The organism is Isoalcanivorax indicus (assembly GCF_003259185.1).
GTDB lineage: Bacteria > Pseudomonadota > Gammaproteobacteria > Pseudomonadales > Alcanivoracaceae > Isoalcanivorax > Isoalcanivorax indicus.
Genome location: NZ_QGMP01000003.1, coordinates 198,394 through 214,220 on the forward strand (window position 1 = coordinate 198,394; position 15,827 = coordinate 214,220).

Below are 15,827 nucleotides of genomic sequence, written 5' to 3' on the forward strand. Positions count from 1 at the left end.
GACTTTTTATGGATATAGTTCTTCACATTGTGCACGTGCTGACGGCCCTGGCCCTGATCGGCCTGGTACTGATCCAGCACGGCAAGGGCGCCGACGCCGGCGCTTCGTTTGGTGGTGGCGCCTCCTCGTCCACGGTCTTTGGCAGCAGCGGTTCCTCCAGCTTCCTGACCCGGACCACGGCGGTGCTGGCGACCGTGTTCATGCTCACCAGCCTGGCCCTGGCCTGGCATGCGCGCCAGCTGTCGTCTGACGACGGTTCGGCCCTGCCGGTGCTTGAGCGCATCCAGCAGGAAGAGTCCGAAGTGCCGGACTGGGCCCGTGATCTGGACGGCACCATTCCGGAAGGCATTCCTGAAGGTGACGTGCCGGGCGCAGAAAGTGCTACAGACTCGCTGGTGCCTGAGGTAGAATCCCCGGCCCCGGAAGAGCGGCAGTAAGCCGGGACGGTTTTGCCGAAGTGGTGGAATTGGTAGACACGCTATCTTGAGGGGGTAGTGAGCCTAGCTCGTGCGGGTTCAAGTCCCGCCTTCGGCACCATTGTTTGTTTTCTCGGTGCGCACGCGCACCGGCCCGGTTCGGGCGGCAGTAAACGGAAAGTTTTATGTCAAACTTTCGTGGAATCGTTTGACATAAGTGCCAATAATCATTAGGATTTGCGGCCAGTTTTGATGCGGGGTGGAGCAGTCTGGTAGCTCGTCGGGCTCATAACCCGAAGGTCGTAGGTTCGAATCCTGCCCCCGCTACCACTTAACAGACAGGCCTGTGGCTGCTCGCAGGTTCTGTAACAGAAAGCCCCTCTAGCAGGGGCTTTTTGTTTGGTGCCGCCGCAGGGTGGCGCGCATGAGGATGACGATGTCGCGAAAGGCGGAACAATTGCACAGCCTGCTTGCTCCCACGGTGGAGGGGATGGGCTATGAGTTCTGGGGCCTGGAATATATTCAGGGTCGTGGAGCCGTGCTGCGCCTGTACATCGACACCGATCGTGAGCAGGGCATCACGGTGGATGACTGCGCGGCAGTCAGCCATCAGGTGAGCGGCGTGCTGGATGTGGAAGACCCGATCAGCGGTGAATACACCCTGGAAGTGTCGTCCCCCGGCATGGAACGCCCCCTGTTTACACTGGAACAGTGGCAGCGCTATATCGGCGAGCGGGCGCAAGTGCGTTTGCTGGCGCCGGTAAAGAACCGCCGCAAACTCACTGCGGAAATCACCGCCGTGAGCGGGGACACCCTGAGCCTGACCGTGGATGGTGAGGTATTGGACGTTCCTTTCGCACAGGTCGACCGGGCGAACATCGTGCCCGATTTTGATCTGAAAGGATGACACTTACAGTCTTTGTAAAGGCCCGGCCATGAACAAAGAGATTTTGCTGGTAGCGGAAACAGTCTCCAACGAGAAAGGCGTCAGCCGTGACGTCATCTTTGAAGCGATCGAGCTGGCGCTGGCGGCAGCGACCAAGAAGCGCTTCAAGGAAGAAGATGTCGAAGTGCGCGTGCACATCGATCGCGTGAGCGGCGACTACCGCACCTATCGCGTCTGGCATGTGGTGCCCGACGAAGAGCTGTATGAATTCGGCCGCCAGCTGACCCTCGACGAAGCCCACGAGCAGGACACCTCGTTGCAGATCGGTGACACCTGGGCCGAGGAAATCGAATCCGTGGCCTTTGGCCGTATCGCTGCCCAGACCGCCAAACAGGTGATCGTGCAGAAGGTACGCGAAGCCGAGCGCGCCCAGATCATCGAAGAATACCGTGACCGCATTGGCGAGCTGATCAGCGGCACCGTCAAGAAAGCGACCCGCGACAGCATTATTCTGGACCTGGGCGGCAACGCCGAGGCGCTGATTACCCGCGACCAGATGATCCCGCGTGAAGCCGTGCGCCAGAACGACCGCATCCGCGCCTGGTTGTCCGGCGTGAACCCGGAAAACCGTGGCCCGCAGCTGTTTGCCAGCCGCGCCGCGCCGGAAATGCTGATCGAGCTGTTCAAGATTGAAGTGCCGGAGATCGGTGAAGAGCTGATCGAGATCAAGGGCGCGGCCCGCGATCCGGGTTCGCGCGCCAAGATCGCCGTGAAAACCAACGACCAGCGGATCGACCCGGTGGGCGCCTGTGTGGGTATGCGCGGTGCGCGCGTGCAGGCCGTGTCCAACGAACTGGCCGGTGAGCGGATCGACATCGTGCTGTGGGACGACAACCCCGCACAGCTGGTGATCAACGCCATGCAGCCCGCTGAAGTGGCCTCCATTGTGGTGGACGAAGAGCGCCACGCCATGGACGTGGCGGTGGAAGACGAATCGGCACTGGCTCAGGCCATCGGCCGTGGCGGCCAGAACATCCGCCTGGCCTCCGAGCTGACCGGCTGGGAACTGAACGTGATGACCCTGGACGCCGCCCAGGAGAAACAGCTGGCGGAAAGCCAGGAAGCGCTGGAGCGCTTTATGGCCGATCTGGACGTGGACGAAGACGTTGCCGGTGTGCTGGTGGAAGAAGGCTTCAGCACGCTGGAAGAAGTGGCCTATGTGCCGATGGAAGAAATGCTGGCCATCGAGGGTTTCGACGAGGATATCGTTGAGGCACTGCGCCAGCGCGCCAAGGACGTGCTGCTGACTCGGGCGCTGACGTCCGAAGAGCAGCTGGAAAACGCCGGACCGGCAGAAGACCTGCTGACGATGGAAGGCATGGACCGCGAGCTGGCCATGAAACTGGCGGCTCAGGGCATCGTGACCATGGAAGACCTGGCCGAGCAGGCCGTAGACGACCTGCTGGACATCGAAGGTCTGGACGAAGAACGCGCCGCGCAGCTGATCATGACCGCCCGGGCGCCCTGGTTTGCCGAGGAAAACGCTGGCAACTGAGGTGGCTACCGCAACAACGGGCGCACCACGCCCGCCCGGTTGGCGACAATAACCGGGGTCAGTCATGGCGCGTAATGAATTCCCGGATGGCGTTGAGGCTGTTCGGGCCGCGACACCGGCAGCAGGCACAGATGCCGCGCCGGTCTCGCCAGGCGGACAGGAGATGGGTTGGCTGATATGGCAGAAACGACCGTAAAGAAATTGGCAGAGATCGTCGGGACACCGGTAGATACCCTGCTCAAGCAGATGAAAGAAGCGGGCTTGCCGCATGGTGGTGCGGAAGACGCCGTGTCCGATGACCAGAAGCAGACGCTGCTGGCGTTCCTGCGCCGCGCACATGGCACCCCGAGTGCCGAACCCCAGAAAATCACCCTCAAGCGCAAGAGCACCAGCACCATCAAGACCACGGGCGCGTCTGGCAAGGCCAAGACCGTGGCGGTGGAAGTGCGCAAGAAGCGTACCTATGTGAAGCGCTCTGTGATCGAAGAGCAGGAACGCGAGCGCGAAGAGCAAGAGCGTGCCGAGCGCGAGCGCCTGGAAGCAGAAGCCGCTGCCCGCAAGGCCGAGGAAGACGCCCGCAAGAAAGCTGAAGAAGAAGCGATCGCCCGCCGCGAAGCCGAGCGTGCTGCCGCGGAGGCGCAAGCCGCCCGCGAAGCCGGTGGCGAAGAGCCCGAGGCCGCTGACGCCAGCGCCGACAAGAAAGCGGACGACAAGAGCAAGCGGGTCTCCGTGCCCAAGGGCAGCGTGAAGAAAGCCGAGCCGCCGAAGGACGAAACCCCGGAAGAACGCGCCAAGCGGGAGGAAGAAGAACGCCGCAAGCGCGAAGCGGAAGAACAGCGCCGCAAGCAGGAAGCCGAAGCCCGCAAGAAGGCTGAGGAAGAAGCGGCACGCCGCACGGCGGAAGAAGCCCGCCGCATGGCCGAAGAGCTGGAAAAGCGCGGCCAGCAGGAGCCCGAGAAGGCGCCTGAAGAAATCGAGACCGGTTCCGGCATCGTCACCGAGGCGATGGAAGCAAGCTGGCGTGACGAAGAGCGCACCACCAAGCGCCGCCGCCGCCGCCCGGGCTCCCAACAAACCCGCAATGTCGTGGCACACGGCCAGATGAAGAGTTCCTTCCACAAGGAACACGGCTTCAAGAGCCCGACGGAGAAAATGGTGTACGAAGTTGAAGTTCCGGAAACCATTACGGTGGCCGACCTGTCCCAGCGCATGAACATCAAGGCGCGGGAAGTGATGCGCACGCTCATGAAGATGGGCGAGATGGCCACCGTGAACCAGCATATCGACCAGGAAACGGCGATGCTGCTGGTGGAAGAAATGGGCCACAAGCCGAGAGCCGTGAAAGGCGAAGAGCAGAGCCTGGAAGACGATCTGGCCAACCTGGTGCAATACACCGACGAGCCGCAGCCGCGCGCCCCGGTGGTGACCATCATGGGCCACGTTGACCACGGCAAGACCTCGCTGCTGGATTACATCCGCCGCGCCAAGGTGGCCGAAGGCGAAGCTGGCGGCATTACCCAGCATATTGGTGCTTACCACGTAGACACCGACAAGGGCATGATCTCGTTCCTGGATACCCCCGGCCACGCGGCGTTTACCGCCATGCGGGCACGCGGTGCCCAGGCCACCGACATCGTGGTGATTGTGGTGGCCGCCGACGACGGCGTGATGCCGCAGACCGAAGAAGCCATTAATCACGCCAAGGCCGCCGGTGTGCCGCTGATCATTGCCGTCAACAAGATGGACAAGGAAAGCGCTGACCCGGATCGCGTCAAGAACGACCTGTCGCAGCTCGGCATCATCTCGGAAGAGTGGGGCGGCGATTACCAGTTCCAGTATGTGTCCGCACATACCGGCCTGGGCGTGGACGATCTGCTCGACGCCATCCTGCTGCAAGCCGAACTGCTCGAACTGAAAGCCGTGCCGGTCGGCCCGGCGCGGGGTGTCGTGATCGAATCCCGCATCGAGAAAGGCCGTGGCCCGGTGACTTCGGTGCTGATTCAGGAAGGCCGCCTGAAAGTGGGCGACATGGTGCTGGCGGGCGCGCATTTCGGCCGCAACCGTGCCATGGCTGACGAGAACGGCAAACCGATTACCGAAGCCGGCCCCTCCATTCCGGTGGAGATCCTCGGCCTAGACGGCGCGCCAGAATCCGGCGAGCAGTTCCTGGTGGTGGCTGACGAGAAGAAAGCCCGCGAAGTGGCCGAGTTCCGCCAGATTCGCGATCGCGACCTGAAGCTCAAGCGCGCACAGGCCTCGAAACTGGAAAACCTGTTCGAGACCATGGGCGAGAAAGAAGCCAAGCAGGTCAATATCGTGCTCAAGACCGACGTGCGCGGTTCTCTGGAAGCCCTGCTGGGCGCCCTGAGCGACATGAACACCGACGAAGTGAAGGTCAACATCGTGACCGCAGGCGTTGGCGCGATCAACGAATCCGACGTCAACCTGGCCATGACCTCCGAAGCGGTGCTGCTGGGCTTCAATGTGCGTGCTGATTCCGCCGCCAAGAAATTGTGCGAACGCGAAGGCATGGACCTGCGTTACTACAGCATCATCTACGAGCTGATCGACGACGTGAAGAAGGCCATGAGTGGCCTGCTGGACCCGGAACACCGCGAAGAAATCGTCGGGGTGGCCGAGGTGCGCGACGTGTTCCGCAGCTCCAAGTTCGGTGCCGTGGCGGGTTGTATGGTGGTGGAAGGCACGCTGCGCCGGAACCTGCCGATCCGCGTACTGCGCGACGACGTGGTGGTGTTCGAAGGCCAGCTGGAATCCCTGCGCCGCTTCAAGGAAGACGTGCCCGAAGTGCGCAACGGCATGGAATGTGGTCTGGCAGTGAAGAGCTACAACGACGTGAAGGAAGGCGACAAGATCGAAGTCTTCGAAGTGCGTGTTGTAGAGCGTTCACTGTAAGGGTGCTGCATTCATGAGCCGGCATCGTCGCCCGCAGGGCTTTCAGCGCACCGACCGCATTGGTGACTATATCCAGCGTGAGCTGGCCGAAGTGATCCGCCGCGAGGTCAAGGACCCGCGGCTGGGTCTGGTCACCGTGCAGCAGGTGCGCGTGGCCCGCGATCTGTCCTGGGCCGATGTCTATTTCACCCTGCTGGGCCAGGACGCCGAAGACGGCGCCCAGGCCGAAGCCGTGCTCGGCAACGCCGCAGGCTTTCTGCGCAGCCAACTGGCGAAAGACCTGAACACCCGGACCACGCCACGCCTGCGTTTTCATTACGACAAGCTGCCGGAACAGGCCAGCCGCCTGTCCAGCCTGATCGACCAGGCCCGCGCCGAAGACCGCGACCTGATCCAGGACCCGGCCGACGACCAGAACGATAACGACAGCGACGCCGATCCGCAGCGCTGATTCAGGTACGCCAGCCCGCACACGATAAGGAGCCCCGCCCGTGGCCAGAAAACGCCGTGGACGCGACATCAATGGCATTCTGCTGCTGGACAAGCCCCCCGGCGTGACCAGCAACGGCGCCCTGCAAGTGGTCAAGCGCCTGTTTGCCGCCGCCAAGGCTGGCCACACCGGCAGCCTGGACCCGCTGGCCACCGGCATGTTGCCCATCTGCTTCGGTGAAGCCACCAAGTTCAGCCAGTACCTGCTGGACGCCGACAAGTCCTACCGCGTGACCGCCCGCCTGGGCGTGACCACCGACACCGGCGACGCCGATGGCGAAGTGCGCGACACCCGCCCGGTGACCGCCGACGCCGCCACCGTGGAACGCACCCTGATGACCTTCCTGGGCGACATCGAACAGATTCCGTCCATGTATTCCGCCATCAAGCACCAGGGCCAGCCCCTTTACAAGCTGGCCCGCCAGGGCATCGAGGTGGAGCGCCAGCCGCGCCAGGTGACCATTCACCGCCTTGAGGTGCTGGGCCAGGACGGCGACGACCTGCATTTCGAAGTGGACTGCACCAAAGGCACCTACGTGCGCAGCCTGGTGGAAGACCTGGGCGAGGCCCTGGGCTGCGGCGCCCACGTGACCCTGCTGCGGCGCCTGTCCGCCGGGCCTTATCCCACCGACGGCATGCTGACCCTGGACGAACTGGGCAGCCTGAAGGAAGAGGGCGGCTTCGAGGCCCTCGACGCCCGCCTGCTGCCGGTAGAAACCGCCGTGGCTGACTGGCCCCAGGTGAAGCTGGGCCGCGACGCGGCCTTCTACCTGTGCCAGGGCCAGCCCGTGATGGCCGCCGACCGCCCCCGCGACGGCATGGTGACCCTGTATAACGCCGAATCCGGTGCATTTCTGGGTGTCGGAGAGGTACAGGAAGATGGTATGATCGCCCCTCGCCGACTGGTCGCCCAGACGGCATAACCCGGCGGCAGCTATAAATATGCATGGCTGACCGCGACTCGATATTGCGCATATTTGGAGAGAGACATGTCACTGACTGCTGAGCAGAAAGCCCAGATCCTGAAAGAGTATGGCCAGAAAGACGGCGATACCGGCTCCCCTGAAGTCCAGGTTGCCCTGCTGACCGCCAACATCAACGGCCTGCAGGACCACTTCAAGAGCCACAAGAAAGATCACCATGGCCGCCGCGGCCTGATCCGCATGGTAAACCAGCGCCGCAAGCTGCTGGACTACCTGGCGAAGAAGGATCTGACGCGCTACGCGCAACTGATCGAGCGCCTGGGCCTGCGTCGCTAAGACCGGACCCACGCCACGATGGTGTTCTCGACAAAAGCTCGGTAGCCCCGGGCTTTTGTTGTTTATACGGGGTGCTGGCGCTGGTTGTTGGAAGCTGTTGAACGTTGTTGAGAAGAGACGAGAGAAGAGACGAGAGATATGTTTAAAACTGTACGCAAGGAATTCCAGTATGGCCGTGACACGGTCGTGCTTGAGACGGGCCGCCTGGCTCGCCAGGCTACCGGCGCTGTCATGGTCACCATCGGCGACACCGCTGTGCTGGTCACCGTGGTGGGCAAGAAAGAAGCTGACCCGAGCAAAGGCTTCTTCCCCCTGACCGTCAACTATCAGGAAAAGACCTACGCCGCAGGCCGCATTCCCGGTGGCTTCTTCAAGCGCGAAGGCCGCCCCTCTGAAAAAGAGACCCTGACCTGCCGCCTGATCGATCGCCCGATCCGCCCGCTGTTCCCGAAAGGCTTCATGAACGAAGTCCAGGTGATCGCGACCGTCATGTCCACCGACAAGGACGCTGATCCGGATATCGCCGCCATGCTCGGCACCTCTGCCGCCCTGGCCATTTCCGGCATCCCCTTCGCAGGCCCGATTGGCGCCGCGCGCGTTGGCTTCCGCAACGGCATGTACGAACTGAACCCGCGCTACTCCGAACTGAAAGAGTCCGAGCTGGACCTGGTCGTCGCCGGCACCGAAGCCGCCGTCCTGATGGTGGAATCCGAAGCCAAAGAACTGACCGAAGACCAGATGCTCGGCGGCGTCCTGTTCGGCCACATGGAAATGCAGACGGCGATCAAGGCGATCAATGAATTCGCCGCCGAAGTCGGCACCCCCAAGTGGGAGTGGACCCCGGCCCAGACCAACGAAGCCCTGTATGCCCAGATCAAGGAGCGCTTCAGCGCCCCCCTGGCCGAGGCCTACACCATCACCGACAAGATGGCCCGCTACACCCGCGTGGGTGAGCTGAAAGCCGAAGCCGTGGAAGCCTTCGCCACCGGCGAAGAAGGCGCCCCCGAGAAAGGCGAAATCAGCAGCCTGTTCGGCAAGCTGGAAAAAGCCATCGTGCGCGAAGCCATTGTGTCCGGCAAACCGCGTATCGACGGCCGCGACCAGAGCACCGTGCGCGCCATCGACGTGGCCGTAAAAGCCCTGCCGAAAGCCCACGGCTCCGCCATCTTTACCCGTGGCGAAACCCAGGCCATCGTGGTCGCCACCCTGGGCGGCATGCGCGACGCCCAGTTGATCGACGCCCTGGAAGGTTCACGCCAGGACCGCTTCATGCTGCACTACAACTTCCCCCCGTACTGCGTGGGCGAAACCGGCATGGTCGGCTCCCCCAAGCGTCGTGAAATCGGCCACGGCCGCCTGGCCCGCCGCGGCGTGCAAGCCGTGCTGCCCAGCGAGACCGACTTCCCCTACGCCATCCGCGTGGTGTCGGAAATCACCGAGTCCAACGGCTCCTCCTCCATGGCCTCTGTGTGCGGCACCTCCCTCGCCCTGATGGACGCTGGTGTGCCGATCAAGGCCCCGGTGGCCGGTATCGCCATGGGCCTGGTGAAGGAAGAAGACGGCCGCTTCGCCGTGCTGTCTGACATCCTGGGTGACGAAGATCACCTCGGCGACATGGACTTCAAGGTAGCCGGTACCGAGAAAGGCGTGACCGCCCTGCAGATGGACATCAAGATCCAGGGCATCACCGAAGAGATCATGGAAACCGCCCTGAACCAGGCACGCGATGGCCGCCTGCACATTCTGGGTGAAATGAACAAGGTGATCAGCCAGTCGCGCACCGAGCTGTCCGCGAATGCACCGACCCTGCTGACCATCAAGATCAACCCGGACAAGATCCGCGACGTGATCGGTAAAGGCGGCGCCACCATTCGCGCCCTGTGCGAAGAGTTCAACGCCAATATCGATATCGAAGACGACGGCTCCGTGAAGGTGTACGCCGAAACCCGCGACCTGGCCGCCGCTGCTGTGGCCAAGATCGAAGGCCTGACGGCGGAGCCGGAAGTGGGCGAGATCTACCAGGGAAAAGTGACCCGCACCGTGGACTTCGGCGCCTTCGTCGAAATCTTCCCGGGCACCGAAGGTCTGCTGCACATTTCCCAGATCGCCCAGGAGCGTGTGGAGAAAGTCACCGATTACGTCAAGGAAGGCGACGTGATCAAGGTGAAGGTGCTGGACGTGGATCAGCGTGGCCGCATCAAGCTGTCCATGAAAGAGGCCGCTGAAGCGTAAGTAAGCGCTTCTTCAGCCCCAAGCGAGAACGCCACCTTCGGGTGGCGTTTTTGTTTGTGTGCTTGCCATCACATTTCCGGCGAGGCAGTATCAGTGCAGGGTTACTGGCATGCCGGACAAGCGCCCAATAGAGGCGCCGCCCGCTACGCTATCAAAATGCTGAAAAAATCATGATGCTCGCCACTGCATGGGATGATGCGTGGGATGTCGGGTAGGGCGGTAGCGTGCGTGAGGTTTAGGGTGTGTATTGGGCGGGCGATTTCACTTGCATCAAGACCAGTAAGGGATCGCCTTGCTAGACAGTGGTAGTCGATCTGATCAGTCGCCGACTTGTGAGCTGGTAGCCGAGCTAAAAGCTCCCCTGTGAACTGACCAAGAGCGCGCTGCGCATGGTGTTGCTGCGCGGAAGGCTGTCACCTGATTGTTTCTTCCATTTTGATCAAGATATCAAGTACGCCGCGCATGGTTACAGATGTGCTCAACACAGCGGGTGGGGGGCGCAGCATGAGCTGGAAGGGCAATCCACTCAATGTGCGATAGTGGAAGCCTTGTTTCATACGATGAAGGTGGAGCTTTGCCCACCAGAAAAATTTTGAGAGTACCCCCTAAGAGTGCCCCCTAGTAGTAGCGAGAATCGTGGAGCTTGTCGAGCTTTATCGTCGCGATAGACTCCCTCCAGGGATTGGGCATCAGAGCCCGAAGTATCCACGAATGGGGTGGCAGACATCCACCTGGCACTGGAGCCACTTCGTGTGCCGCTGCGAGATTTCTTCTGTGGAACTGACGATATCGATGGTGAATCAATGATTTTTGATGATGAGTTCATTAAGGCTGCTGAGGACAATCCAATTCAGGGGATTGTCGACGTGGCTAATGAAGCTATTGAATATATAGAGCGAACACCGCCAGATGATGGCTGGGAGAAGCACCACTTACAAATCCTTATTGAAGCGTCGGCGCTTATTGAGGCACTGATAGAAGCCAAAGGGCTTCTTTCACATTTCCAGATCAAGGAGCAGTCTGGCGACATCCAGGCCAACTCCGCTAGCCTTTTCGAATTCATCCATAATGTGAAATATGAGTTTGAGGGGCACGCAACACAGATAAAGATCGACTCTTTCAAGAGCAAATATAAAGTTGCGCTGAATGCGACTTTCTGCTTCGAGTTCAGCCAGGGAGACTTGGATAGAATCCAGTCGCTAGTTGACGAGCTTAGAAAAGAAATATCAGCTAACCAAATTTTAGAAGAGGAGCATAAGCAGCGCTTGCTTAAACGCTTAGAGAGGCTCCAGTCTGAACTGCATAAGAAGGTATCAGACCTGGACAGATTTTGGGGCATGATTGGGGATGCGGGGGTCGTTCTGCGCAAGCTTGGAGAGGATGCGAAACCAATTGTCGATCGGGTCAAAGAGATTACAGAGATAGTCTGGAGGACACAGGCAAGAACTGAAGAATTGCCTAGTGATTCACAGAATCCATTAATCACAGATGAAAGTTAGTCAAGTGGATATGTGTCTTCGCCCTAGAGGCTTTGAGCATAACTTTATAGTTTTAGGAGATTGCTGAATGAGTGCGGGACCACTAAGAGAAAAGATTCGCTCCCGTGTCGCCTTTGATATGGATGAGGGCGATATAGCTTACTACTACGCCTTGCTGTTTGAAATAGAATACATAACAAAAATAGTGGTTTCAGGTGTCATGTCCTGTCTAGGCGACGATGCAGACCGTAACCGCTATTCTCTCGAATATGCTCTAGTTCGTGCAAATGGTATTGGCGAGTGGGTTGGTGTACTGCAATCCACATTGACAGGGCCTTCGGCACAATTTTTTCGTCCTCAAACCCTGCATGTTACACGTGACCTTACAGAGCGTGTACAGGAAGGAGATTGGCGATTCTCTGTGGTGAAGAGAATTTCAACTATTGCAGAGAGGTTGGGTTTACCCGCAAAAATTGGCAACAAGGTTGCGCTGAGACAATTCTTCGAATTCTTTGTGGCGGTTCGGAATCGAACTAGGGGGCACGGAGCAATTACGACCGAGACATGTAATGAAATATGCCCAATTCTAAATGAAGTAATAATTTTGCTTTGGGATAATTGCGAAATATTCAAGTGTGACTGGGTGCACTTGTATCAAAATCTTACTGGAAAATACCGCGTATCCCCCATGATGGGTGAGGGGCTGCAATTTGAGCATCTGAAGAGGTCGAAAGATATCCTTCTTCCAGGCGGTGTATATATATATATCGACGGATTTCATTGCGTGCCGCTTGTTTTTAGTGGTCCTGGGGTTGAAGATATATTTTTGCCAAATGGAAATTTTAAGTCTGATGAGTTTGAAGTTTTGTCGCTAATAACGGATGAGGTTTCGCGGAAATCCGGATCTGCTTGGTCAAGCCCGCCTGGGCGGTTGCCTGCTAGTCATACAGAGGGAAATGAAAAGCTTGACCAACTTGGAAATACTTTTACCAATTTGCCTGATCTAGCGCGAGGCCATATTAAACGTGAAGAGCTCGAGAAATTATTACGGGAGCAATTGCTAAAGCTAGAAAGGCATCCAATTATTACCCTGACTGGGCCGGGGGGGATAGGAAAAACCACATTGACGCTGGTTGTTGTTGAGTCTCTCGCGAAATCTGAAGAGTGTCCATATGACGTAGTGCTTTGGATGAGTTCTCGTGATGTTGATCTTCTTGACAATGGACCAAAGCCTGTCAGGCCGAAAGTCGTGACAAAAGAATCTATTTCAAGATCTATAGTAGAGTTGATGGAGCCTCCAGAGTATCGCCAGAAGGGGTTTGAGCCGCAAAAATTTTTCGAGCGATGTCTCGCTGAAGGCGCAGCAGGAAAGACTCTTTTTATTCTTGATAATTTTGAAACCGTTGAGGATCCAGTTGAAATTTTTCGATGGGTTGATACGCATTTAAGGCACCCAAACAAAGTGCTAATTACTACCCGATTTAGGGAATTTCATGGCGATTTCCCAATTGAGATAACCGGGATGAGCGACTCAGAGGCAAGACAGTTAGTGGTGCAGGAGGCAAGACGTCTGGGGATATCAGACATAGTCAGTGATGCTTATACCCAGAAGCTTATTGATGAATCGGACGGGCATCCCTATGTAATAAAGATTTTGCTTGGGCAAGTTGCTAAGGAAGGGCGCGCGGTAACGCCAGAGCGAATTATTGCGGGCGCCGACCAATTGCTGCTCGCATTATTTGAAAGAACGTATGCCGGGCTGAGCCCATCCGGGCAAAGAATATTTCTCCTTCTTTCTAGTTGGCGAGCATTCGTTCCATCTATTGCTGTGGAAGCGGTAGCCTTGCGGCCTGACAACGAACGATTCAATGTCTCGGGTGCGATTGATGAGCTTCGAAGATATTCGCTAGTTGAGGAAGTCGTGAATAAGGAGGAAGAGCAAGCATTCATCGGTGTGCCTTTGGCGGCCGCAAGCTTTGGTCGTCGAAAGTTAGAGGTAAGCCCATTCAAAGTCGCCGTGGAGCTTGATCGAAAGCTGTTGATGGAGTTCGGTGCTGGAAGTCGTGACTCTTCGCGACATGGGGTGATGCCCAGAATTGACAGGCTGGTTGCTGCGGCGGCTTCGCGGGCGAGCGAAGACCCCGGGGCACTTGAATCTTTCTTGCCAGTTTTAGAATACCTTGGGACAAGGGTCCCTAAGGCATTTTTGAGGGTCGCGACCCTTCTGTCGGAGCAGAAAAATCCAGATAATAGCCGTGTGAAGAGTTACATTCGACGCTATCTCGAGAGTTCTGAAGCGGCAGAGAAGGAGTATGCTTGGTATTGGCTGGCAGATATTTGTCATGCGGATGACGACCCAGTAGGCGAAGTTCATGCTCTTAGCGAAGTGGCCATGCTTCCTATGGCTACTCCTGAGACATTCGGCGTAGTTGCTAATCGAATAAATAACAATCTCAAAGAATTGAAAGGGCGTGGCGTCGAGAAATCTTGGTCGAATGAAGTCCAGCAACTTATCGAACGAGTTGCAGAGGAAATGAGACGTCATATTTTTGATCTCGATGCCACCAACTGCTCCAAGTTGGCTTGGCTCTATCTGAATATAGGAAATCAGGATCTAGCCTACGATATAGCAAAGCAAGGTCTATCTAAGGACTTGGGCGACGAGCATTGTGTCCGGCTCATTGAACGTCTGGAAAGATGATGCCCAATATGGCTAACCGATGCGGCAGTTTTTCGTGACAGCTTTTGTTTACTCTATGGCGCTTTCGCTTTCAAGCACTTTCTTTGGATGGGTGCTATTTCCCGCCGCGGAAATCTATGGGAGAAGGTCCCTCATCTCCCACTAAAGTTTTCCCTTTGGGGAATTAGAGGCCAATCTCTGGAGTCAGGTCTCCCAATTTCCACTCAAAATTTTCCTTTGGTAAATGGGAAGCCTAGCCCCAATGACTTTGCTCTGCCGATCCGTCGCCGACGATCGCTTGGATAGATAAGCGCACAGGCGGTACGGTGCAGAATATCAAGCAAGAATGGGCTTAATTGGGTTTGGAAACAATAAACAGACCAAAATGGCATCAGGCCAAGGTTGTTTGATAACTTATGGCTATATGTCGATGTGAGATCCGGTGATAGAGGAAAATACGCGCGGATGTGCGCCTAAATGAGTGCCCACTTTTAATAGGTGAGATCAGCCCATCGAGGCGCCGCGGCGGAAGTTAATATCATGAATTCGTGAGTGTCCCCGATTGTGCTGGGCATCGGGTAGGTGGGTTCGCCGGACGCATATGTTCAATTTACCAATTGGCAGATGAGGGGAATCAATGATAATTCGTATAACACTGGCAATACTGCTAGGGGCGATCCTTGTTGCATGTGAGAAGAATGAGGAATTTCGAACAGATGAAATTTCTGCATTAGGGGTGTCTACTGCAGTTTTAGACTCTTCGGAGGGTGGGGGGTACGAGCTTGCGCAAGTGATCGTATGGGCGATGGGGCCTGGGAAGCCAACTGAGACCCTATCTGGAGATGCTCAGGACTACAATCGCTTCAAGGGTGTGGTTAAAGATATAGAAAGATCGACGGCCCAGGGGGCTGAATACGAAGGAACAATACTCCTTTTGGCCGACGGAGAAAGGACTGTTGCAGAAAACATTCAAGACGAATACAGCTGGGAGGTCTTTATTAGAGGTCCTCGAATTGGCGCGTCTTCGATTGAATTCCAGAGTGCTAGAAGCGTTTCCCCCAGTCTTGACCTAGGTCCGAGATATCTGCGCCGTCACGGCCTGGACTTGACGGCATTGTCTTGCTTCAGTGCGGGAAATTCATCCGCCAATGCTGAGGCTCTTTACTTGGTTCGAGCCGATAGGATGAATCCTGCTCTGCTCCTTATTAGCATTAGTACAGGATCTGCGGGCACTTCCTATTCTTATAAATTGCATTTTACAGGCATTGAATGGGGTGATATCCCTGGAGCAGCTAGAGCAAACTACAGAGGAGACTACCAGCCATTCGGACACTGTCCCTATCCGGAATTGCAATGAATAAGTCTGGGTGCTATGCACATATTCTTCGTGCCGGTAAGGATGAGTGTTTTGGTCTTCAAACGCTTTTTTGCGTCGTAATTGGGCGGATCGTTTAGGATGCGGACAGAAGATCTGGGAAAGGTACTAATTGTACGAAGGTAGGTAGGCGGAGCACCTGGTTTATTTCAATACTGCAAGGGGAGAGATTGTCCTGCCCATTTTATCCAGTTTCTGTCCTTGATTTAATTTCTATGCTACGTAATTTAAAGGGGCGTTATGAATCCGAGTTCCCCAAGAAAAGTAGACACCTAATCCCCACTTAACGGAGGGTGTCATTATGACCAGAAAGACCCGGAACAAGTACAATCACTACACTGAAGATTTTCGACGCGAAGCGGTACGCCGTGCCGATGATCCCAATACCAGCGCCGCCGAGGTAGCGAAGGAACTCGGTATTCACCCCGGCCAGATCTATAACTGGCGTCGGCAGTATAAGCGGCTGTCCGACAAGCAGTTCAATAGCGTCCAGGGGGTGGACTACTCCATGAAAGAGGAGAACGAGTTCCTAAAAAAGGCGACG

Annotated in this window: 12 protein-coding genes and 2 tRNA genes; all 14 read left to right on the forward strand. The window is 57.1% G+C overall.

Going from position 1 to position 15,827, the window contains the following annotated elements; translation table 11 throughout:
* Positions 1–8 precede the first annotated feature (8 nt).
* Positions 9–437 (forward strand): preprotein translocase subunit SecG, encoded by a 429-nt coding sequence (secG, locus tag DKW65_RS14385; RefSeq protein WP_111658112.1) that lies wholly within the window; start codon positions 9–11, stop codon positions 435–437.
* Positions 438–451: 14 nt separating this feature from the next.
* A tRNA-Leu gene (locus DKW65_RS14390) sits at positions 452–537 on the forward strand.
* A 132-nt stretch (positions 538–669) separates the two neighbouring features.
* Positions 670–746, forward strand: a tRNA-Met gene (locus tag DKW65_RS14395).
* 106 nt (positions 747–852) lie between these two features.
* Positions 853–1,323 carry a ribosome maturation factor RimP gene (gene rimP / locus DKW65_RS14400; RefSeq protein WP_111658113.1) on the forward strand — a complete coding sequence of 157 codons (471 nt, stop codon included), beginning with the start codon at positions 853–855 and terminating at the stop codon, positions 1,321–1,323.
* 28 nt (positions 1,324–1,351) lie between these two features.
* Positions 1,352–2,857 carry a transcription termination factor NusA gene (gene nusA / locus DKW65_RS14405; protein ID WP_111658114.1) on the forward strand — a complete coding sequence of 502 codons (1,506 nt, stop codon included), beginning with the start codon at positions 1,352–1,354 and terminating at the stop codon, positions 2,855–2,857.
* A gap of 177 nt (positions 2,858–3,034) precedes the next feature.
* A complete protein-coding gene (gene infB, locus DKW65_RS14410) occupies positions 3,035–5,770 on the forward strand; it encodes a translation initiation factor IF-2 (RefSeq protein WP_111658115.1) in 2,736 nt (911 codons plus the stop codon).
* A gap of 13 nt (positions 5,771–5,783) precedes the next feature.
* On the forward strand, positions 5,784–6,221 hold the full coding sequence (gene rbfA / locus DKW65_RS14415) for a 30S ribosome-binding factor RbfA (RefSeq protein ID WP_111658116.1): 438 nt from the start codon (positions 5,784–5,786) through the stop codon (positions 6,219–6,221).
* Between the two features lie 40 nt (positions 6,222–6,261).
* Positions 6,262–7,182: a tRNA pseudouridine(55) synthase TruB gene (truB, locus tag DKW65_RS14420; protein WP_111658117.1), complete on the forward strand. Its 921-nt coding sequence runs from the start codon at positions 6,262–6,264 to the stop codon at positions 7,180–7,182.
* Between the two features lie 66 nt (positions 7,183–7,248).
* Positions 7,249–7,518 (forward strand): 30S ribosomal protein S15, encoded by a 270-nt coding sequence (gene rpsO, locus DKW65_RS14425; protein WP_111658118.1) that lies wholly within the window; start codon positions 7,249–7,251, stop codon positions 7,516–7,518.
* Positions 7,519–7,656: 138 nt separating this feature from the next.
* Entirely contained in the window at positions 7,657–9,750 is a 2,094-nt protein-coding gene (pnp, locus tag DKW65_RS14430) for a polyribonucleotide nucleotidyltransferase (RefSeq protein WP_111658119.1), read from the forward strand.
* A gap of 716 nt (positions 9,751–10,466) precedes the next feature.
* The gene (locus DKW65_RS14435) at positions 10,467–11,249 is read left to right on the forward strand and encodes a hypothetical protein (RefSeq protein WP_162925890.1); all 783 of its coding nucleotides are present in this window, start codon (positions 10,467–10,469) and stop codon (positions 11,247–11,249) included.
* A gap of 67 nt (positions 11,250–11,316) precedes the next feature.
* Entirely contained in the window at positions 11,317–13,929 is a 2,613-nt protein-coding gene (locus tag DKW65_RS15965) for an NB-ARC domain-containing protein (protein ID WP_162925891.1), read from the forward strand.
* Positions 13,930–14,545: 616 nt separating this feature from the next.
* Entirely contained in the window at positions 14,546–15,265 is a 720-nt protein-coding gene (locus DKW65_RS15970; protein ID WP_162925892.1) for a hypothetical protein, read from the forward strand.
* A 319-nt stretch (positions 15,266–15,584) separates the two neighbouring features.
* Positions 15,585–15,827 (forward strand): transposase (locus tag DKW65_RS14450; RefSeq protein WP_111658123.1); only part of this gene is annotated, 243 nt, incomplete at its 3' end.